The sequence below is a fragment of the Flavobacterium sp. N2550 genome (genome assembly GCF_025947265.1).
GTDB lineage: Bacteria > Bacteroidota > Bacteroidia > Flavobacteriales > Flavobacteriaceae > Flavobacterium > Flavobacterium endophyticum.
Map to the genome: position 1 here is coordinate 1,990,832 of NZ_CP110007.1, position 20,183 is coordinate 2,011,014.

General features: G+C 38.2%; 22 protein-coding genes and 1 pseudogene. 7 read left to right on the plus strand and 16 right to left on the minus strand.

Going from position 1 to position 20,183, the window contains the following annotated elements:
• Window position 1: 1 nt before the first annotated feature.
• Window positions 2-1,732 (minus strand): M14 family metallopeptidase, encoded by a 1,731-nt coding sequence (locus OLM56_RS08780; RefSeq protein WP_264526681.1) that lies wholly within the window; start codon window positions 1,730-1,732, stop codon window positions 2-4.
• A 108-nt stretch (window positions 1,733-1,840) separates the two neighbouring features.
• Between OLM56_RS08780 and OLM56_RS08785 the strand changes: the two genes are divergently transcribed.
• Complete coding sequence (locus tag OLM56_RS08785) at window positions 1,841-3,184, plus strand: DEAD/DEAH box helicase (RefSeq protein WP_182493994.1); 1,344 nt, start codon at window positions 1,841-1,843, stop codon at window positions 3,182-3,184.
• Window positions 3,185-3,365: 181 nt separating this feature from the next.
• Here the strand turns inward: OLM56_RS08785 and OLM56_RS08790 are convergent, their stop codons facing one another.
• The 3 genes from OLM56_RS08790 to OLM56_RS08800 form a co-directional block, all read right to left on the minus strand.
• On the minus strand, window positions 3,366-3,932 hold the full coding sequence (locus OLM56_RS08790; protein WP_264526682.1) for a PhnA domain-containing protein: 567 nt from the start codon (window positions 3,930-3,932) through the stop codon (window positions 3,366-3,368).
• Between the two features lie 68 nt (window positions 3,933-4,000).
• The gene (coaD, locus tag OLM56_RS08795; protein ID WP_121377461.1) at window positions 4,001-4,459 is read right to left on the minus strand and encodes a pantetheine-phosphate adenylyltransferase; all 459 of its coding nucleotides are present in this window, start codon (window positions 4,457-4,459) and stop codon (window positions 4,001-4,003) included.
• Window positions 4,447-5,433 (minus strand): D-alanine--D-alanine ligase, encoded by a 987-nt coding sequence (locus tag OLM56_RS08800; RefSeq protein WP_264526683.1) that lies wholly within the window; start codon window positions 5,431-5,433, stop codon window positions 4,447-4,449. The genes coaD and OLM56_RS08800 overlap by 13 nt, the downstream gene beginning before the upstream one ends.
• A gap of 173 nt (window positions 5,434-5,606) precedes the next feature.
• On the opposite strand from OLM56_RS08800, the gene OLM56_RS08805 reads away from it, so the two are divergent.
• The 4 genes and pseudogenes from OLM56_RS08805 (at window position 5,607) to OLM56_RS08820 (ending at window position 8,671) form a co-directional block, all read left to right on the plus strand.
• Entirely contained in the window at window positions 5,607-6,218 is a 612-nt protein-coding gene (locus OLM56_RS08805) for a PASTA domain-containing protein (protein ID WP_264526684.1), read from the plus strand.
• Window positions 6,215-7,258, plus strand: a complete 1,044-nt coding sequence (locus OLM56_RS08810) for an RluA family pseudouridine synthase (RefSeq protein ID WP_121377458.1) — start codon at window positions 6,215-6,217, stop codon at window positions 7,256-7,258. The genes OLM56_RS08805 and OLM56_RS08810 overlap by 4 nt, the downstream gene beginning before the upstream one ends.
• Window positions 7,259-7,883: 625 nt before the next feature.
• Window positions 7,884-8,312, plus strand: a pseudogene (locus OLM56_RS08815) (DoxX family protein).
• Between the two features lie 167 nt (window positions 8,313-8,479).
• Entirely contained in the window at window positions 8,480-8,671 is a 192-nt protein-coding gene (locus OLM56_RS08820; protein WP_121377456.1) for a hypothetical protein, read from the plus strand.
• A 54-nt stretch (window positions 8,672-8,725) separates the two neighbouring features.
• On the opposite strand, the gene OLM56_RS08825 is transcribed toward OLM56_RS08820, so the two are convergent.
• Together OLM56_RS08825 and OLM56_RS08830 are read right to left on the minus strand one after the other, a co-directional pair.
• The gene (locus OLM56_RS08825; RefSeq protein WP_121377455.1) at window positions 8,726-9,265 is read right to left on the minus strand and encodes a DUF4199 domain-containing protein; all 540 of its coding nucleotides are present in this window, start codon (window positions 9,263-9,265) and stop codon (window positions 8,726-8,728) included.
• Between the two features lie 120 nt (window positions 9,266-9,385).
• Entirely contained in the window at window positions 9,386-9,853 is a 468-nt protein-coding gene (locus OLM56_RS08830; protein ID WP_121377454.1) for a helix-turn-helix transcriptional regulator, read from the minus strand.
• Window positions 9,854-10,004: 151 nt separating this feature from the next.
• Between OLM56_RS08830 and dcm the strand changes: the two genes are divergently transcribed.
• Window positions 10,005-11,009 (plus strand): DNA (cytosine-5-)-methyltransferase, encoded by a 1,005-nt coding sequence (gene dcm, locus OLM56_RS08835; protein WP_264526685.1) that lies wholly within the window; start codon window positions 10,005-10,007, stop codon window positions 11,007-11,009.
• Between the two features lie 12 nt (window positions 11,010-11,021).
• Here the strand turns inward: dcm and OLM56_RS08840 are convergent, their stop codons facing one another.
• The 5 genes from OLM56_RS08840 to OLM56_RS08860 form a co-directional block, all read right to left on the minus strand.
• Entirely contained in the window at window positions 11,022-11,438 is a 417-nt protein-coding gene (locus tag OLM56_RS08840) for an OsmC family protein (protein WP_121377452.1), read from the minus strand.
• 62 nt (window positions 11,439-11,500) lie between these two features.
• Window positions 11,501-11,809 carry a hypothetical protein gene (locus OLM56_RS08845; RefSeq protein ID WP_182493990.1) on the minus strand — a complete coding sequence of 103 codons (309 nt, stop codon included), beginning with the start codon at window positions 11,807-11,809 and terminating at the stop codon, window positions 11,501-11,503.
• A 51-nt stretch (window positions 11,810-11,860) separates the two neighbouring features.
• Window positions 11,861-12,391, minus strand: a complete 531-nt coding sequence (locus OLM56_RS08850) for a YceI family protein (RefSeq protein WP_264526686.1) — start codon at window positions 12,389-12,391, stop codon at window positions 11,861-11,863.
• Between the two features lie 47 nt (window positions 12,392-12,438).
• Window positions 12,439-13,158 (minus strand): pirin family protein, encoded by a 720-nt coding sequence (locus tag OLM56_RS08855; RefSeq protein WP_264529006.1) that lies wholly within the window; start codon window positions 13,156-13,158, stop codon window positions 12,439-12,441.
• Between the two features lie 266 nt (window positions 13,159-13,424).
• Window positions 13,425-14,006, minus strand: coding sequence for a Crp/Fnr family transcriptional regulator (locus OLM56_RS08860; protein ID WP_264526687.1), 582 nt, complete (start codon window positions 14,004-14,006; stop codon window positions 13,425-13,427).
• Between the two features lie 138 nt (window positions 14,007-14,144).
• On the opposite strand from OLM56_RS08860, the gene yaaA reads away from it, so the two are divergent.
• Window positions 14,145-14,903, plus strand: coding sequence for a peroxide stress protein YaaA (yaaA, locus tag OLM56_RS08865; protein ID WP_264526688.1), 759 nt, complete (start codon window positions 14,145-14,147; stop codon window positions 14,901-14,903).
• Here the strand turns inward: yaaA and OLM56_RS08870 are convergent, their stop codons facing one another.
• The 5 genes from OLM56_RS08870 to OLM56_RS08890 all read right to left on the minus strand — a co-directional run bounded on the left by OLM56_RS08870 (window position 14,904) and on the right by OLM56_RS08890 (window position 20,182).
• Window positions 14,904-15,326 carry a hypothetical protein gene (locus OLM56_RS08870; RefSeq protein ID WP_264526689.1) on the minus strand — a complete coding sequence of 141 codons (423 nt, stop codon included), beginning with the start codon at window positions 15,324-15,326 and terminating at the stop codon, window positions 14,904-14,906.
• Between the two features lie 144 nt (window positions 15,327-15,470).
• Complete coding sequence (locus tag OLM56_RS08875) at window positions 15,471-17,057, minus strand: MDR family MFS transporter (protein ID WP_121377445.1); 1,587 nt, start codon at window positions 17,055-17,057, stop codon at window positions 15,471-15,473.
• Between the two features lie 73 nt (window positions 17,058-17,130).
• The gene (locus OLM56_RS08880) at window positions 17,131-18,210 is read right to left on the minus strand and encodes an HlyD family secretion protein (protein ID WP_182493986.1); all 1,080 of its coding nucleotides are present in this window, start codon (window positions 18,208-18,210) and stop codon (window positions 17,131-17,133) included.
• A gap of 12 nt (window positions 18,211-18,222) precedes the next feature.
• Entirely contained in the window at window positions 18,223-19,566 is a 1,344-nt protein-coding gene (locus tag OLM56_RS08885) for a TolC family protein (protein ID WP_264526690.1), read from the minus strand.
• Window positions 19,556-20,182, minus strand: a complete 627-nt coding sequence (locus tag OLM56_RS08890; RefSeq protein WP_121377442.1) for a TetR family transcriptional regulator — start codon at window positions 20,180-20,182, stop codon at window positions 19,556-19,558. The genes OLM56_RS08885 and OLM56_RS08890 overlap by 11 nt, the downstream gene beginning before the upstream one ends.
• Window position 20,183: the final 1 nt, after the last annotated feature.

Sequence of the window (20,183 nt, forward strand, 5' to 3'; positions counted from 1 at the left end):
ATTATTTCATAATCCTGAAAACAGGATATTCCATGTGTGACTTTTCGTAATAGTCAGAATGCCTGTAAATCCAATCCAATTGTGCTTCTCCTGAATCGGCAAATTTTGGATCTTCAGCCTTTTTCTTTTCGAACTCTGATTTCAATTTTGGATTTTTTTCCAATAACTGCTTCGCTAAATCTTCAAAAACATAGGCCGAAAAATATTCTTTTTGCTGTAAGATAGAATCGAAGAAATTCCAAACAAAATAAGAGTCATTAGCTTGCGGTTCCAATGTTTCCAGCAGATATTTCACGCCCGGCTGTTGTGTTTTTATTAGAAAATCTCCTTTCCTGAAAAGCACTTTTTTCTTCGTGCTTGTCATATTTACAGAATTATGCGGATAATGTCCTTCGTAAGCAGAACTGCTTGTCTTGAAATCCTTGATGCGATAGCTTTCTACTTCCAATTCAGTGTCTTTTTCCAAAGGCGTCATTTGGATATTGTTGATTTTTAAAAGCTCTATGACGTTCCACCATGATTTCGGAACAATGTACGCTTCAGGAATCAAGACTTCCAACGACGGCTTGTAGTCTCTATAATAAGGAATTGTTTTACTGAAAGGCTTGGTTTCGTCATAAAACAATCGTGGTTTTCCAGAAATATCGCTCGGCTTATAATCGCCTTCATAGCCTAAAAATGGAATGCTAGAAACTTTGTCCGCATCTAATTCCCATAACAAAATATAGTTCTGACCTGGACGATAATTTTGCAGGTTTTCTTTTCGCAAGTCCTTAATCTTTCTATAGTTTTTATCGGCATATTCGATTGATGAAATCATGTATTCGTAGGTTACCTTTACCCTCGAAGCATACTCTTTCAGCATGTGCGTTTCGGGCATAGAGCCTATGGTATTGAACATAGAAGCAAAACCGGTAGAGTATCTCGGATAATCCATAAAAGCCTCAAAACCATTGTCCGGCTTTTCATCGTGTATGTTGACATAAGGTACCGATTCTATTTTTTTCTTTTTCAAATCAGAAAGCAAAGAAGGAAGCATTTCAGATTCCCAAAACTTCCCGAGATTACCGCCAATTTTTTGAGGATGGGTTGCGATATACGTAAAAACATATTGATAATCGGCGCCGTTGCTTACATGATTGTCAATAAAAATATCAGGATTTACTTTGTGGAAAATCTGCGCAAAGCTTCTGGCATTTCTAGTGTCTGACTTCAAAAAATCTCGGTTTAAGTCATAATTTCTAGCATTTCCTCTGAATCCATAGCTTTCCGGTCCGTTTTGGTTCGCTCTTGAAAACGAATTTCGATTCAAGGCACCGCCGATATTATAAATTGGGATATTCACAATCACCACGTTTTTTGGGACTTTAATTTTTCCCAAAGCCAAATCCCTAAAAAGCATCATCGTTGCGTCAATGCCGTCGGGCTCTCCAGGATGTATTCCGTTATTGATTAACAAGACAGCTTTTTCTTTCTGAATCTTTTCAAAATCAAAATCTTTGTCAGGATTAAATGTTACGATATGCAGCGGCTCTCCAGAATCGGTAAGTCCCATTTCTTGCATCGAAACCGTCTCGAAGCTTTTATCCAGAAGCTGGAAATACGCAATTGTTTCTTCATAAGTTGCTGTCTGGTTTCCGTTTCCTTTTTCATAAGGAGTCAGGAAGTCTGTTTTATTTTGAGCATTTGCCATAATAGAAAGTAAGAAAATTGGAAGCAGGGATTTTATCATATTGATTTGAAAAACATCAAAATTACAAATTATGAATTACGAATTGCGAAAAATCAGCTCATCGTAATTCGTAATTTATAATTCACAATTAAAAATTACCTTTGCCGCATGAATAACAATCATCATTCCACCAACCTTCTTCTGAATTTAGGCATAGAAAGCCTTAACGAGATGCAGGTAGCAGCCCAAGAAGCTATTGTAGAAAATAATAATACTTTATTGCTATCGCCGACAGGATCTGGAAAGACCTTGGCTTTTTTATTGCCTGTTTTTGAAATCTTGCAACCGGAAATTCTTTCGGTACAATGCCTGATTATTGTACCGTCGAGAGAATTGGGTCTGCAGATTGAGCAGGTTTGGAAAAAAATGGGTACTGGTTACAAAGCTAATGTTTGCTATGGCGGACATTCTATTGATACTGAAATTAAAAATTTAAGCAATCCTCCCGCAGTTCTAATAGGCACTCCAGGAAGAATTGCGGACCATATCGATAGAGAAACTTTCAGGACGGACAAAATCCAGACATTAGTTTTGGATGAATTCGACAAGTCATTGCAATTGGGCTTTCATGAAGAAATGTCCTTCATTATCAACCGTCTTCCAAAACTGAACAAACGAGTTTTGGTTTCGGCGACATCCGATATTGAAATTCCAAAATATACAAGAGTTATAAATCCAGCCGTTTTAGATTTTATTCCAAGAAATGAGGAGAAGACCAATCTTTCTATGAAGATGGTGGTTTCTAAAGAAAAGGACAAGATCAACAGCCTTTTTCAGTTGATTTGTTCCTTGAAGTCTGAGTCGGCCTTGATTTTTTGTAACCATAGAGATGCTGCTGAGAGAATTAGCGATACCTTAAACGAAAAAGGGATTTATGCGACCTATTATCATGGCGGAATGGATCAAGAGGAAAGAGAACGCGCCCTTATTCAATTCCGAAATGGAAGCGTAAGTTATCTCGTTACGACCGATTTAGCGGCTAGGGGATTGGATATTCCAGAAATGAAACACGTAATTCATTATCATCTGCCTTCGAAAGAAGATGAATTTACGCATCGAAATGGCCGTACTGCTAGAATGTTAGCTTCAGGAACGGCATATATTATCGTTCACGAAAGCGAAAAAAAGCTAGACTATATTGATTATGATATGGAAGTTTTGAATGTAGAAAACTCGAATTCATTGCCAAAACCTCCAGAATTCCAGACGATTTATATTTCTGGCGGAAAGAAAAATAAACTGAATAAAATTGATATCGTCGGATTCTTTTCTCAAAAAGGGAAATTAGAAAAAGGCGATTTGGGATTGATAGAAGTAAAAGACTTTATTTCTTTTGCGGCCGTAAAATCTAAAAAAGTGAAGGATTTCTTGAAAAATATCAAGGATGAAAAGATGAAAGGCAAGAAATTTAAGATTGAAGTGGCGAGGAAGGTTGTGAAGAAAGAGGAGTAGTTTGGATTTCAGATTTCAGATTTCAGATTTCAGATTTCAGATTTCAGATTTCAGATTTCAGATTTCAGATTTCAGATTTCAGATTTCAGATTTCAGATTTCAGATTTCAGATTTCAGATTTCAGATTTCAGATTAAGAATGTTAAGTATCTCGTCTGAAATCTGAAATCTACGATCTAAAATTATATTTTCTTCACATATTGTGTAATGATAACAATCAGCTGGCCATCTACTTTTCCTTCGATGTATTCTGCGTTTTCATGATCCAATCGAATATTTCGGACTGCAGTTCCTTGTTTGGCAACCATGCTAGAACCTTTTACTTTCAGATCTTTGATCAGGACTACAGAATCTCCGGTTTGAAGAATTACTCCGTTACTGTCGCGGTGGACTAGCTTATTTTCGTCATCTTCACCTTCTCCTGTAGCTTTAGCCCAAGCTAAATCATCTTCTTCGAGATACATCTGGTCCAACAATTCTTGATTGCCCATACGGCTCAACATTCTCCAAGATACCACTTGAACAGGAAGATGTTCGCTCCACATGCTCTCGTTAAGGCATCTCCATAAATTCGGATCCATTTTTTCGGGATTTTCAATCTGGTCGATACAGGTTGCGCTGGCTAAAATGCTTTCGTTTAGACCGCCTTTTCGGGTTGGAAGCACTTGATATACTTTCAGGTTTTCAGTAACTCCAGAAAGCTCGCACTTTCCGCCACTGCGTTTTATTAGTTCTCTTTCTATACTCATTTTAAAGGATGTTATTTTTGGCGAAAGTACTGTTTAATAGTATGTCTTACAAATTTGGTAGTCTGTAACTATTTTGTCCTGACCGAATCGGGAACCAATAACTCATATTCCCCTCCATTTCGGATAACATCGCGAACGATACTTGAACTGATATAAGAAGTATTCGCAGCTGTCAGCAAGAAAACAGTCTCGATTTTAGAAAGCTTGCGGTTGGTGTGCGCGATAGCTTTTTCAAATTCAAAATCGGCTGGATTTCTCAGGCCTCTCAGAATAAATTTTGCTTTTACTTTTTTGCAGAAGTCAATTGTCAAGCCTTCGTACGAAACCACAGAAACCGTCGGGTCGTTCTCAAAACATTCTTCGATAAAACGCTTTCTTTCATCCAAAGAGAACATGTATTTTTTTTCGGCATTAACGCCGATGGCAACGATTATCTTGTCAAAAAGGGGAATGCTTCTTTTGATGATGTCATAATGCCCTAACGTTATCGGGTCAAATGATCCTGGGAATACGGCTATTTTCTCCATAATAATTTTCGTTTTAATGCCAATTCGATTTCATTATCCAATAAATCCGAAAAAGCAATTTTGGCATATTCTGCTTGTTGCGGGAAAATGCTTTGTCCTGACAACCCGGGATTGGTATTGATTTCGATAAAGTGCGGTACGTCATCCATTACTATAAAATCGGTTCTTGAAAAACCAGACATTCCTAGGGCTTCATATACCTTTGCGGCAGTTTCACGTACTTTTTGTTCCACTTCTGCAGACAATCTTGCTGGCGTAATTTCTTCTGATTTTCCTAAATATTTAGCTTCGTAGTCAAAAAAGTCGTTGTGGGAAACGATTTCGGTCAGGCCTAAAACCTTTGTTTCTCCTTTGTAATTGAGTACTCCGACAGAAACTTCGGTTCCTTTTAAATAAGATTCAATCAAAATATCGCTGTCTTCTGCAAAGGCAAAATCTAATGCCTTGTCGAAATCAGACAGGTCATTTACTTTGGAAACGCCCAAGCTGCTTCCGGATTGATTCGGTTTTACGAAAAAAGGCAAGCCTAATTCAGCTTTGATTTCTTCAGCCGTGATTTTGTCACCTTTAGAAAGATATATGGATTTTGCCTTTGGGATATTGAATTTTGAAAGGACAGACAAAGTATCTCTTTTGTTAAACGTCAGAGCCGATTGGTAAAAGTTGCACCCGGAATACGGAATTTCTATTAGCTCCCAATACGCCTGCATATGCCCGTCTTCGCCAGGCGTTCCGTGGATGGTATTGACGATAACATCAAATGTTGTTTTTGTCCCGTTTTTGGTGAAGGTAAAGTCGGATTTGTCGATCGGAAATTTCTCTCCATCGATAATTACGTCCCAGCCATCCAATAAAATATGGACTTCAAACGTTTTATATTTGTTTTTGTCGAGATTGTTTAGGATTAGCTGACCACTTCGAAGCGATATCACTGATTCGTCAGAATATCCGCCCATTACAACGGCTATGTTCATAGTAAGATTGCAGATTTTAGATTACAGATTTCAGACTTGTTTGTTGTTAGAAGTTTAGTCTGGAAACTTAAAACTGCTAACTAAAACGGCCGAAACCTCTCACAAAAATATCACTAATTATTGAAACTAAAAACCTTTAGTATTTTTATATCTTTGCACGAAATACATTTTATATGACTTTAGGAAAATATCTTACAAGCAAATCTTTTTTTAAACAACTTTTACTGGCTTTGGGAATTGTCGTCGTACTTGTTTTTATACTATTACAATGGCTCAGTTATACTACAGATCACGGCAATGAAATAACAGTTCCGGATTTGAAAAAGCTTACGGAACAGCAAGTAGAAGAGAAACTTGACGAGCTTAATTTAGAATATGTTTTGCTGGATACGGTAGACTTCAATAAAGATTTTCCAAAATATACTGTTGTGCAGCAAGATCCGCTGCCGGGAGCAAAAGTAAAAGACGGTAGGAAGATTTACATCAAAGTAAATTCAGCCGATTTCGGATTGGTTACTGTTCCTGATTTGATTGAAAAAACATTACGCCAGGCAGAACCATCGCTTTTAGCTTTAGGACTTGAGGTTGGCAAAAAAACATACAAGCCTTATTTAGGCAAGGACATGGTTTTGGAAATGCACTCTAACGGTAAAAAGATAAAACCGGGCGATAAGGTAAAAAAAGCATCCAAAATCGATTTAGTTCTTGGCGATGGAAAAGTAGGATTTGAAGAGTCTGAAGCAGATACGATTAAAAATAATACAGATACAGAACCGGCAGAATGATAGAGAATCCGATTGCAGACGAAACGCTAGATGACGAATTATTTGAACATTTTAGATTTGAAGCCTCAAAAGGGCAGTCGCCTTTGCGCGTTGACAAATTCTTGATGAATCTGGTCGAAAACGCTACCCGAAACAAGATACAGCAAGCAGCAACAGCAGGGAATATTTATGTAAACGATGTTCCTGTAAAATCCAATTATAAAGTAAAGGCTCTGGATGTCGTGCGAGTTTTGCTTTCGCATCCGCCTTTCGAAAACCTGATTCTCCCAGAAAACATTCCGTTGGATATTGTATATGAAGACGATGCGCTTTTGGTTATCAACAAGCCGGCTGGTTTAGTCGTTCATCCGGGACACGGGAATTATACGGGAACGTTGGTGAATGCCTTGGCCTTCCACTTCGAAAACTTGCCTTTAAACAGCAGTGAACGTCCGGGATTGGTTCACCGAATTGACAAGGACACTTCAGGATTGCTTGTCGTTGCCAAAACAGAGCAGGCGATGGCTTTCTTGGCCAAGCAGTTTGAAGAAAAAACATCCGAAAGAGAATATGTCGCTTTAGTTTGGGGCAATGTAGCGGAAGATGAGGGTACGGTTACGGGAGATATTGCTAGACATGCCAAAGATAGAATGCAGATGGCTGTCGTTCCTGATGGCGAAGGAAAACATGCCGTGACCCATTATAAAGTCTTGGAACGTTTTGGCTATGTGACTTTGGTGTCTTGCAAATTAGAAACAGGGAGGACACATCAGATCCGCGTGCATATGAAGCATATCGGACACACGCTTTTCAATGACGAACGCTATGGCGGTAACTTGATATTAAAAGGTACTACCTTCACAAAATACAAACAGTTTATTGACAACTGTTTCAAGGTGTTGCCAAGGCAGGCGCTGCATGCAAAAACGCTAGGCTTTTTACATCCGACAACAAAAGAGTTTATGAGTTTTAATACCGAACTTCCAGAAGATATGAAGGAGTGTATCGCGAAATGGAGAGTGTATTCTAATTCGCATACTGTTGAAGAAGAAGAAAATTAAAAGTTTAAAGAAACTACAATAGCAAAGGCAACGTTTTCGGCGTTGCCTTTTGTTTTTATAAGATGATTCAGTATTGCGGTGTAAATAAAATAAAAACGGTATACTTTTATCTTTCTATACAGATATGCACGCTAGCAGTAGCAAGAAATTAGCGTAAAAACCAAAACTTACGACAGAATCTGACTGATGTAGTATAACATGAGGCTGTTGTTGTTCTACGTGAATTTTTTGTTATACAACACTAACTAGGTGCTATACAGTATAAGTGCTATATAAAACTACACTAAACTAATGTTATACAGCATTTATTCTATGTTGTTTTGTGTTAGATTAATGTTACAAAACATTAAGTATACATAATACAACATAAGTGCTATGTCATGCTACACTTATTCATTGTTACATAACATTTTTAAAATGTAATATAGCATCAGCATTATAGAGCATTCATAAAATATCATGCAGCATTCGTGTAAAAAAAGGAGCGCTTGATTAAAATTTTCTATTTAGGGGCTTAGTGTCTTTTTGACGTAGAGTTATAGTAATCATTTAAAATTAATGCTAATTATTTAATTATATACTTAAATATTAGTAAATTAGATGTGTAATTATAAATTATATCATCATGGAAACGGTAAAAATTAAAAACCTAAACAAGTGGGCCAATTCGCATACTTCTTATCCCATAGATATTCTCAGGATTGCTTTAGGCGTTTTTTTATTCCTGAAAGGAGTGTCATTTATAAAAGACAGCCATAGGCTTATCGATTTGCTCTCTCCTTTGGGTAATTTTGACGGTGGTATGTTTGTCTAACACTATGTAGCTGCTGCACATATTATGGGCGGTGTTATGATTGTCTTTGGACTCTTGACGCGATGGGCAATCTGGGCACAACTGCCGATTTTGATTGGCGCCGTATTAATTAATTTCATCGGAACTTTGGTTGTATCCAACTTGATTGTATCTGTCATAACGCTTATCGTCTGCATTTTCTTTTTAATTTACGGCAGCGGCAAGCATTCGGCAGATTATTATTTTAAGATGGAGAAATAAAGAATATTAAATTTAGATTAAGAAAAGAGCAGCTAATAAGCCTGCTCTTTTTTTATTGGACGGATTATTTAATTATCTCTTAAGTTAAAATTAGCGTTGCTATGTATAAAATGTCGTAACTTGTAGATGTGAAAAGGACATAAGAATAATCTTGAAATTGCTATATCATGGAAACGAAAATTACTTTTGGGACGGAAGAGAAAGACCGATTTCAAAAACCGAGCTTTACGGAAGAATTAATCAGTAAAAAGGAAGAGCTGAAAAAAAGAATGAAAGACAAGAATCTGCAATTAAAGAATCTCTTGAAGACCAATCTCGAACTTTTGAAAAGCAATGATATCAATATGATGCTTTTCTAAGAGAACTTTATAAAGAATAAAAAAATAAGCCTCGCGTTAGCAAGGCTTATTTTTTTAGGCAGTCTCGTAATTTTCTTTTTTCGAATTGCGTTTTAATATCAGTGCGCTGATCAGCGTAACGACTAATCCAATAGGAAGTACTTCCCCATAGGTCATCACGATAATCAGCAATGGGTTTTTATACCATTCTTTATACGTTTCCATTGTAGCAGTCTGCGCTTTTATTTCGGTTGCGGTAGCACCGCTTTCTGCTGCCTGCTTTAGCATATGCGACGTATATTTTTCCATGAAATCTGGAATAAAGAAATAATATTCGACCAGCCATACCACTACATATATTGTAGAAGCAATAAGCGTAATAAGCAATCCGATCTTGAACGCTTTTCCGAAAGAAATCAATCCCGAATTGAATTTGTCGCGGTAATTTTTGATGCCTACAAATACAAAAGAAAAGGCAAGAAGCATTCCAAGATACCCCAAGACCATGCTTCCTTCAAAGTTGGCATTGTCATAACATAATATGGTAGAGACTACCATCATTGCCGTGACGATAAACCCTGCAATAAGACCATTTGTCAAAATTGTTTTTTTCATTTTTAAAAGTTTTTAGTTGATTTTACTACTGCAAAATTGAATGTTTTCAGGCGTATCGAAGTCATACTTAAGGATGATTTTAAATCAAATGGGCCGTTTTGCTACTTTAGTATGAACCTTTTAGGGTATAAGTCTTAGGCGTTTTGCTTTCTCTACGGCTTGCGTCCTACGATTGACATCAAGCTTTTCGAAAAGTTTTGAAGAATGCGTTTTTATGGTCGGCAATGAAACAAAAAGCTGCGAAGCTATTTCTTGGTTGCTGCAGCCTTGCGCGATCAATTCCAAGACCTCCATTTCTCGCTTGCTGAGGTTTAATTTCTCCAGCTGGCTTTTGTCTTGTATGAATTCTGCCGACTCAATATACACTTCTTTTTCAACGATTATGGTTTCTTTTTTGGGCTTCGTGAGTTTTTGCGCAAGCCAGATTCCAAGAACTGTAAAAACCACGGCAATCGATCCTACATATATTTCTAAAGAATGGTCTATGATGATAAAGCGAAGCTCGAGCCATTTTACCAAAAAAAGCAAGACGGCCAAAGAGACTCCGTAGAGGATGGGAGATTTATATTTTAAAAAAAATTGTCGCATGCATTATTTTATGCTTCAAAGATAGAAAATGTATTTTTAAAATGTTTTTAGTCCTGTTTACCCGATGATGCAGAATTTAGGAACTGACACAAAAAAAGTAAAAGCAGTTTTTTGTTTTTAATATGCTATTTTTGTTCAAAACAGCTGATGTATGATTAAAGTAGGAAGCTTATATGCTGGAGTTGGCGGCATCTGTCAAGGATTTATAAATGCCGGGGCAAAAATGGCTTGGGCTAATGAAATCGACAAAAAAGCCTGCGTGACGTATCGCGCCAACTTTGAGCACCCTATTTTTGAAGAAGATATCTGGAAGTTAAATCCTGAAGAATTAGAGAAAGTCGAGGTCTTAGCTGCTGGATTTCCGTGCCAGCCTTTTTCTCTTGCCGGCTATAGAAAGGGATTTGGTGACGAAAGAGGCAATCACTTTTACCGAATATTAGATTTTGTAGAAGCTTTAGGTCGGCCAAAAGTTATTTTTTTGGAAAATGTGAAAAACCTGAAAAGTCACGATAATGGCAAAACATATATCATTATTGAAGAAGCTATGAAAGCTAATGGCTATTCGTTTGCCGCAAAAGTATTGAATTCCAGAGAACATGGAAATCTGCCGCAAAACAGAGAGCGTATCTATATGGTCTGTTTTAGGAATGATGAGGACGGAACCAACAGGTATACCGAACATTTTGAATTTCCAAAAGCCATGAAATTGAAAAGAAAAGTTGTTGATATCGTAGACAACTCTGTTTCAGACTCTAAGTATTTTTATGGCGAAGACAAATATATGTTCGATAAATTACAGCAATCCATCCGCAGAAAAGACACAGTTTATCAATGGAGAAGGCAATACGTTCGGGAAAATAAAAGAGATGTATGCCCGACATTGACAGCCAACATGGGAACTGGCGGACATAACGTTCCACTGGTCTTGACCGACAAAGGCATCCGAAAGTTAACGCCAAAAGAATGTTTTGAATTCCAAGGCTTTCCAAAAGATTTTGTCTTGCCTGGTAAGATAAGTCATTCGCGTTTGTATAAACAAGCAGGTAACTCTGTTAGCGTTCCCGTTATTGAGCGTATAGCCGTTTCGATCTTAAAAGCTTTGAAAAAAGGGGATAAGAATAAAAAAACCGCTCCATTCGAAGCGGTTCAGAATTAATAATTGTATAGCTTATGCTAATTTAGCATTCAGGATAATTTCGGCATTTAAAAGTTGCGAAACCGGACAGTTTTCTTTAGCGTTTTTCGCTGCCTCTTGAAACTGTTCTTCCGTAATTCCGCTTACTGTAGCTGTCAGGTCTAACGTAATAGTGGTAATTTTTCCATCTTCAAAAGTGACTTTCGCAACCGTATCTAGGTTGTCTGGCGTAAAGCCAAGTTCTGATAAGACAAAGCTTAGCTTCATGGTAAAACATCCCGCATGAGCCGCTCCAATCAATTCTTCTGGATTGGTACCGACTCCGTCTGCAAAACGAGTCTTGAACGATAATTGTGCTTTATCTAAGGTAGTGCTTTGTGTAGAAATGGTTCCTTTTCCTTCCATTCCGGTGCCTTGCCAGTTGGCGCTTGCTTGTCTTGTGAATTTCATGTGTATTGTTTTTTAGGTTTGTTATTGAGCATAAAGTTAGAGAAAAATACTTTTTGGAAACCTTAAACCATGTTATGATTTTCTAAAGCCGAAAGGATTTCGTTTTTAAGCAGGCCGCTTCCGCCGCCATAATGCTGCACGATGCTGCAATTTGGGTTCGTTGTTGCAAAAAAGGCCCGCAATTTTTCTTCGCTTTCGGGCTCTATTCCGCAACCCAGCAGTACAATATGAAAATTGATGCTTTGGAATAATTCCATAGCCGTTTCATCTGTTTCGGCCCCAGCCCCAAACCAGTCTTCGTTGTTGTTAATCAGCCTGACGACCGTTTCTAGTATTTCTGGGTGCCGTCCGATGTATAAGATATTTTTCATGATGATAAAAAGCAAAGCCTTTCTCAATTAAAGAAAGGCCTGCTTGTATAATTATTGCTTGATAAATTGCAATTCGATCTGAAGTTTTACTTCTTCACCGACCAAAACACCTCCGGTTTCTAAAGCAGAATTCCAGTTCAATCCCCAGTCTTTACGGTTAATTTTTCCTGATACTGACAATCCTGTTTTGGTATTTCCCCAAGGATCTTTTGCCAATCCACCAAATTCTACATCTAAAGTGACCGATTTTATCTCGCCGTGTAATGTCAAGTCACCTGTCAGTTTGTATTCTCCTTCGTTTAGTTTTTTGAAAGAAGTAGATTTGAAATTGATTTTCGGAAACTGTGCTGCATCGAAAAAGTCGGCGCTTAACAAATGCGTATCTCTGTCTTTGTTTCCTGTTGTGATAGAATCGATATCGCCTGTAAATTCAAACTGTGCTGTTTCAAAATCATCACCTTGCGTTTCGATGGAAGCATCAAATTTTCCAAAGTTTCCTGATACATTTGTAAACATCATGTGTTTTACTTTAAAACCGATTTCTGAGTGTGCTGGGTCGATTGACCATTTTGTTGTTGTCATAATTTTTGTTTTTAATTAGTATGTTATTTTTGTTTTTAAATTCTGAATTATAAAGCCATCGGGACTTCCATCAGCAGGATTTCTGCATTTTCGGATAAAGCTTCGATAGCGATAGCTTTTGTGTCCCAGATTCCCAAGCCGTCTCTTTCGTTTAAGGCAATAGTTCCGATATTGAAATCGCCTTTGATGACAAAAGCATAAATGCCGTTTCCTTGTTTTTTAAGCTTGTATTCTGTTGCAAAACCTTTGTCAAATTTGCCTAAATGAAACCAAGCATCTTGATGAATCCAAACTCCAGCGTCATCGGCATTTGGAGAAAGAATCTGCTGCAGCTTATTATGGCGTTGGTTTTCATCTAAAGAAATCTGATCGTATCTAGGCGTTACGTTTTTCTTGTTTGGATATACCCAAATCTGCAAGAATTTAGTCAATTTATCTTTATTCTTGTTGAATTCGCTATGATAAATTCCAGTTCCGGCACTCATGGCTTGGATATCGCCTTTTTTGATTACGGCCACATTTCCCATGCTGTCTTGGTGTTCTAAATCGCCTTCAAGCGGAATCGAGATGATTTCCATATTATCATGCGGATGTTTTCCAAAGCCCATACCAGCATCAACACGGTCGTCGTTCAATACTCTCAAAACTCCGAAATGCATTCTGTCGGGATTATGGTAATTCGCAAAGCTGAACGTATGATGCGAATCCAGCCAGCCGTGATTTGCATGTCCGCGAGTAGCCGATTTATGCAGTACCGTATTTTCCATAACAAATGATTCTGGATTTGGAAGATGGTTGAATCCAAGCGGTTCCAATTCTTTGATCTCGTCGATATCGTTTTTCATGACATCGCCTATCGCAGCAGACGTGATGAACATTCCAGTGCCCATCAATCCTTTTTTTATAAAATTTTTACGGTCCATTTCTAATGCGTTTTAATTACAGGACAAATTTCCGTCAGAAAATCTCCTTATGCATTGAACTAGGACAAGAAAAACTTTTTTTGTAAATTTTTTTGAGGGAATTTAAAATATTAGTTTTTTGCGATTCGAGCCCTTACTTTGCTGAGAAACTCAGGCGAAATCCCCAAATAGGATGCGATATAATGTTGTGCTACGCGCTGCGGAATGGTAGGATAGAGTTCCAGAAACTCAAGATATTTTTCTGTTGCCGTTTGAGAAATAGTGTGGAAAAGCCTGTTTTGGGTTACTGACAGATTTCTTTGCATCAAAATACGAAATGCTCTTTCAAACCTTGGCGCTTTGGTAAACAGTTCTTCTTTTGATTCTGGCGAAAATATTAAAAACTCGCAGTCTTCAAGAGTTTCGATAAAAACTTGGCTCGGCTTGGTTTCATAAATGCTGAAGGAGATATCGCTAATCCAGGCATCTTCAATCGCGAATTGTAGGATGACTTCAAAACCGTTGGCGTCGATATAATATTTTCTGACGCAGCCTTTGATTACGAATGCTTCAAAATTGCACATTTCGCCTTCATGGAGCATGATAGTTTTTTTTGGTATTTTTTTATATTCTAATAACGAATTGAACGTAGACAATTCTTCTTCCGAAAATGAAACGTAACGACTGATGCTTTTGTTGATTTGTGAATACAAGGCGTGAGTTTTTTGAGATTTCTACAAATATACTAAAAAGAGAGAAACTGAATTTATGGAATTAGCTCTCATATTTTTGATATAAAAAATCAAAATTCATGCGTATGATTTTGTATTTTTGAAATCAAATTCCAGAACATGAAAATCGTTATTTCGCCTGCCAAATCTTTAGATTTTGAAACCGCACTGCCTACAACTACACATACCGAATCTGTTTTTCTAAAAGAATCGAACACCATCCACAGAGTCTTAAAAAAGCTGAAGCCTAAAAAACTTTCTGAGTTGATGGACATTTCAGAAAAGTTAGCGGATTTGAATTGGCATAGAAATCAAGAATGGGCAACACCTTTTACATTGGAAAATTCCCGCCAGGCGATTTATGCTTTTAATGGCGATGTCTATATTGGTTTGGATGCGTATTCTCTGCCTTTGGAAAAATTAGATGATTTGCAAGGCAAACTTAGAATTTTGTCAGGATTGTACGGTTTGCTTAAGCCTTTAGATCTGATACAGCCGTATCGTTTGGAAATGGGAACCAAGCTTCCAGTCGGAAAAAACAAGAACTTGTATGAATTCTGGAAGGCGAAAATTACGAAGTCATTGAATTCAGAATTGAAGAAAGGCGAGCTGTTTGTGAATTTGGCCAGCAATGAATATTTTGATTCTGTGGATGCGAAGGCGCTAAAAGTTCCTGTAATCACTCCAGAATTCAAGGATTATAAAGATGGCAAGCTAAATATGATCAGTTTCTTTGCCAAGAAGGCGAGAGGCATGATGGTTCGTTATATTATTGATACGAATGCGGAAACAATCGATGATTTGAAAGGATTCGATTATGAAGGTTATAAATTTGACGCGAACTTGTCGAAAGGGAACAAATTGGTTTTTACGAGATAATTACGATTCAACAAACTCGCTGAATTCTCTTATGGCTTCGCGGGTTGTTTTTCGCTGGTTTCTTGAAAGTTCGGCTACAGCGCTGACGCTTTTCTTAGCACATTTTTTTATCTGGACAATTTTTTGGGAAAGTTCCTCAAGCTTTTGAGATTCTTCAAGCGAAATTTTTGCTTTTATAGATTCGATAAGGCTAATGAATTCTGGAATCGCAAATCGGTTTTCTGAGTAGCTTTCTTGGAGTTCTTCCAAAAGTTCATCTGTATCTTTGTTAATATCTGTCAGGTATTCGACGCTTTTTTTGCTGAATTCCTTGAATATTTTCTTCTCTTTTTTGCCGAATAGTCCCATGATAATCAGATTAAAAATTAATACAACTACCTTATATTCAATCAAATATATGAAATAAAAGGATTTGTTGTGCATTGCTTGGCTTTTATTTTAAGCACAAGGCTAAAGTAGGCGGAATATCAGGGAAACAAATTAAGCGGATATTAAATAAACGCTAATTTAAAAGCAGAAAGCTTCGGAATTTCCGAAGCTTTCTCAAATAATAACCTTGAAAAAATATTAATGCATGGCATCTGCCGGATTAATTTTGTTTTTACTTTTCTTGATGAGAAGTATGATCGGTATACAGCACAAGAACATAATTCCTAAGTACATAAAGATATCCATATACGATAATACCGTAGCTTGCTTCATGACCGAAACATCCATGACTTGATACGCTTTTCCGAGCGCTTCGCTGGAGCTAAAACCTTTTGCCATAAATCCTTGTTGCAATTGATGTACTCTGTTTTGGACTTCCAATTTATCGGCACTTAAATGAGACACTAAATCCACGCGATGGTTTTGGCTGAATCTTGTGATGAAAGTGGTGATAATCGCAATTCCGAAGGAACCTCCTAATTGTCGCATCATTCCTGTAAAAGCAGCACCTTCTCCAATATGTTTTCCTTTTAATGTTGATAAGGCTAGAGTAGTGATAGGAACGAATAATAGTCCAAGTCCGATTCCTCTTAAAATCAGCGGCCAGAACATGTGTTCCACACCGGTGTCGGGCGTAATCACATTGTGCATCCAGAAGGTGAAGAAAAAGAATACCAAGAATCCAACGCCGACCATATAGCCTTGCGGTACGCCTTTTTGGATTAAATTCCCAACAATAGGCATCATGAATGCGGTAGTAATAGAACCTGGAATTAGTAATAACCCCGCATCTAAAGCTGTCCATCCTAAAACGGATTGGGTATAGATTGGCAAGATCAATGTCGAGCCGTATAATCCAAATCCGAGGATAAAACACATTACGGTTCCGATCCTAAGATTTCCGTCTTTTAGCACGCTGAGGTTAACGATCGGGTATTTATAGGTCAGCTCTCGCCAGATAAATAATATCAATCCGAAAAGGCTGACGATGCTTAATGTAGTAATCAGTCCGTCGTCAAACCAATCGTCTTGCTGTCCGTGTTCTAAGACAAATTGCAAAGAACCGATGAACATGGCTAACAGCAGAATTCCCCACCAGTCGACTTGGCTTGCCCTTAGCTTTTCGCCATATTTAGGACTTTTTACATACGACAAGGTCAAGATGGTTGCTATAATTCCTAAAGGAATATTGATGTAAAAGATATAAGGCCAAGAATAATTTTCTACGATATAACCTCCCAAAGGCGGTCCTAATGTTGGTCCTACAATTACACCTAAGCCGTAAATTGCTTGAGCCATTCCTCGTTTGGCAACCGGATAGCTTTCTGTAATGATTGTCTGTGCCGTTACCAATAATGCTCCTCCGCCAAGTCCTTGGACAAAACGAAAGACGACGAGTTCCCAGATGTTTGTAGCGTTACCGCATAGAAATGATGAAACGGTAAAGATGACGATGGACACGGCAAAATAATTTCTTCTTCCGAATTGCTGCGACAGCCAGCTCGTCATCGGAATCACGATTACGTTGGCAATCGCATAGGCGGTAATTACCCAGGCGACATCAGTCAGGGTAGCACCGAGGCTTCCGCGCATGTCTGTCAGGGCCACGTTTACGATGGTCGTATCGACGATTTCCAATAGGGCACAAAGCACTGCGGTAATCGTAATGATAACCCTTCTGAAGCCGTATTCAACTAAACTGTCTTCTCCTGAAGTTGCTTCCATTTTAATTTAAGATTTTGGATTGATGATTTAGGATTTGTAAATCGCAAGCCCTAAATCATCAACCTGCTGGGATTTATTTTAAGTGTACGTCAACGTCAACGTTCATGCCTGGACGAAGATTTTTTACTTTGTCTGGCGCGTTTTCAGGATCAAGGCTAATTTTTACAGGAAGCCTTTGGATTGTTTTTACGAAGTTTCCAGTAGCATTATCAGGAGGAAGCAATGAAAAACGCGCTCCAGTTGCAGGAGAAAATGACGTGATTGTTCCTTTGAATTCGTAATCAGGATAGGCATCGACATGAATGCCTACTTTTTGCCCGACTACCATTTTGCTCAATTGGGTTTCCTTGAAATTAGCGATAACCCAAGCTTCGCTGTTGTTGATGATATAAAACATCGATTGTCCCGGCTGCACAAATTGTCCTGGCTGTATGTTGATTTTAGAAACTTGTCCGTCGATTGAAGCAGTAACTACAGTATAGTTTAAGTTCAATTTCGCAGCATCAAGAACGGCTTGCGCTTTTTTGATATTTGCAGCGGCCACTTCAGTCTGTTTGTTCGTTACGTTTGAACGAGAGGCTGCTACTGATTTTTGGTACGTACTAGCTCTTTGTTGTTGCTGTAAGATTTTCAATTCGCTTTCAGCTTCTAATTTTGCAGCTTCTGCCTGCTCGAATTGCTGTTTGGTAATCGATTTGTTTTTGTAAAGGTTTTGGTAGCGTACAAAGTCGTTTGCCGCTCTAGTCAGCCTGATTTTTGCTGTTTCGATATTTCCACCCGCAGAAGAAATATTCGCTTCAGAAATAGAGATATTTGCCAAAGCACCGCCAATATCAGCTTTCGAAACTTCTAAGCTGCCCTGTGCTGCAACTAATGCTGCGTTTGCTTCCTCTACTTTTACTAAGTAATCTTTGTCGTCTATGGTAAAAAGCGTATCGCCTTTTTTAACGAAGTCGTTGTCTTTTACATACACTTTTGTCACATAGCCCGAAACTCTCGGGATGATCGGGTTCATGTTTTTCTCAATCTGGGCATCATCGGTTGTTTCGTGAGAAAGCGAGTGAACGTATTTGTATATTCCATAAGTTGCGCCGATTACGACTAACGCAGCGAGTATGAACGTAAACTTTTTATTTGTTTTTTTCTTTTCCATCGTGAAGGGAATTTAGTTTTTAGTGATATTGAATGAGTCGGTTAGTTTGCCGGAAGCACTTAGCAGTTCATAATAGCTTTGCGCAATGTCTGCTTTTGAAAAGGCTTCATTTAATTTTGCTTGAAGTTCTTGTACGTCGGCTTCCAAAAGGTCGTTGGTGTCCGAAAGTCCGTTATCGTATTTGTCTTTTACGATTCTGAAATTTTCAGATGCCTGAACAATCGCTTCTTGGTAGACTTTGTATTGTTTCAACGAAAGTGCATAATTTTCTTGAGCTTCTTGAACTTCCACTTTGATACGGTCTGTCAGGATATCGGCAGATTGTTTTGTTTCTGAAGCTTGGCTTCGTGCTAGCTTTACATCTTTTCCATTTTTGAAAATAGAAGCAAGGTCATACGAAACACCGACTCCAAAATTGATAGCATTGTTTACTTCCAAAACGTTTTTCAGATTAAAAGCAACATAACCGCCGATTAACGACACAGAAGGATAATAATTTCCTTCAGCAATCTTGATATTCGCTTCTGAGGCTTTTTGCATCCATTTTAAGGCTTCTAAATCGCTTCTGCCGGCAAGAGCGTCATTTTGATTGATTGAGGCCTTAGGAAAGCCTGAATTTTCAAAAATAGCATCGTCGGGAGAAATCTGCGTTCCTTCTGGAAGCTTGAGCAGATTTCCCAGCTGGTAGTTTAATGTGGCGACTTTTCTTTTGGCATCTTCTAAAGACAATTCGATGTTGGAAGATTGCAATTGCGATTTCAAAAGGTCGTTTCTGGCAATCAACCCGTTTTCTTCCATAGCGGTAAAATCTTTGACACGCTGTTGGGAGCTTTTCAGGTTTTCTTGAATCAATCGTACGGACTGTTGTGCTTTGTAAAGATTTACATAAAGAATTACCGTGTTCATGGCCAGCTGCTCTTTGGTGTTTTTTGCGTTCAGCAATTCGGCCTGGTATCTGTTCTCGGAAGCTTTTACGCTGTTTTTTAGCTTAAATCCAGAAAAGATCGGCATAGAAAGGCTGGCTTGTCCCAAAATCAACTGGTTTACCTTTGGTGATGAAGTCGTTTCGCCTTCAGCTGGTTCAGAGCCTCCGAAGGAAACTTTTGAATTGATGTTGGCTTCGGTCAATCGCTGGTATTGTCCGGAAATTTTCAGGCTAGGGTAGCGGTTGTTTTTTACGGTTTCTAATTCGTACTTCGAAGTTTCGGTTTTGGTGTCTGCCAATCCGGCCTCGTTGCTTTGAGTTGTGGCCAAGCTGATGGCCTCGTTTAGTGTCAGGGGTCTTTTTTCTTGGGCGGTTGCTTCAGCAAATCCAAGAATCAAGAGCATTCCCAACAACAGTGGGTTAGTTTTCATAAACTAAAAAGGCTTTAATTGTTTGTTTGATGTGACTTATTACTTCTGTTTTTATAAAATGATCGTATGCTTCCTCGGTCTTCAAATTGAAGAGTTCTTCATAAAAAGGACGGTTGGTATGGAAGTGAAAAAAAGTGCCCATGATCGTAGGAGGCAAAAGTGCCGTGTTGATGTTTTTTCGAAAGACTCCTTTTTCTTGTCCTTCAGCAATTATTTTTTGAAGCGATAGGAGGTTCTGTTTTTTTACATCGGTAAAAACCTTGAAATCCATGATTCGCTTTTTAGAAGAAAATTCAAAATGGAGAATTTGGTACAGGCATCTGTTTTTGTTCAGACGGTTTATGTAAAGTTCGATAAGCTTCTCGATTTTTTGGATAGGAGAGAGGTCTTCGCTAAAAAGATTTTCGAGCTGTAATCTCAAATCGGAAGTTCGGAAGATGATCAACGATTCGAGTAATTTTTCTTTGGAGCCAAAATAATAGGAAATCATCGCAATGTTGATATTGGCCTTTTTTGCGATGTCGCGGATGGAAGTTCCGTCGAATCCTTTTTCTGCAAAAAGCTCCTCGGCTACTTGAAGGATTTCTAATTGCTTTTCATTAAATTCAGTCGTCATT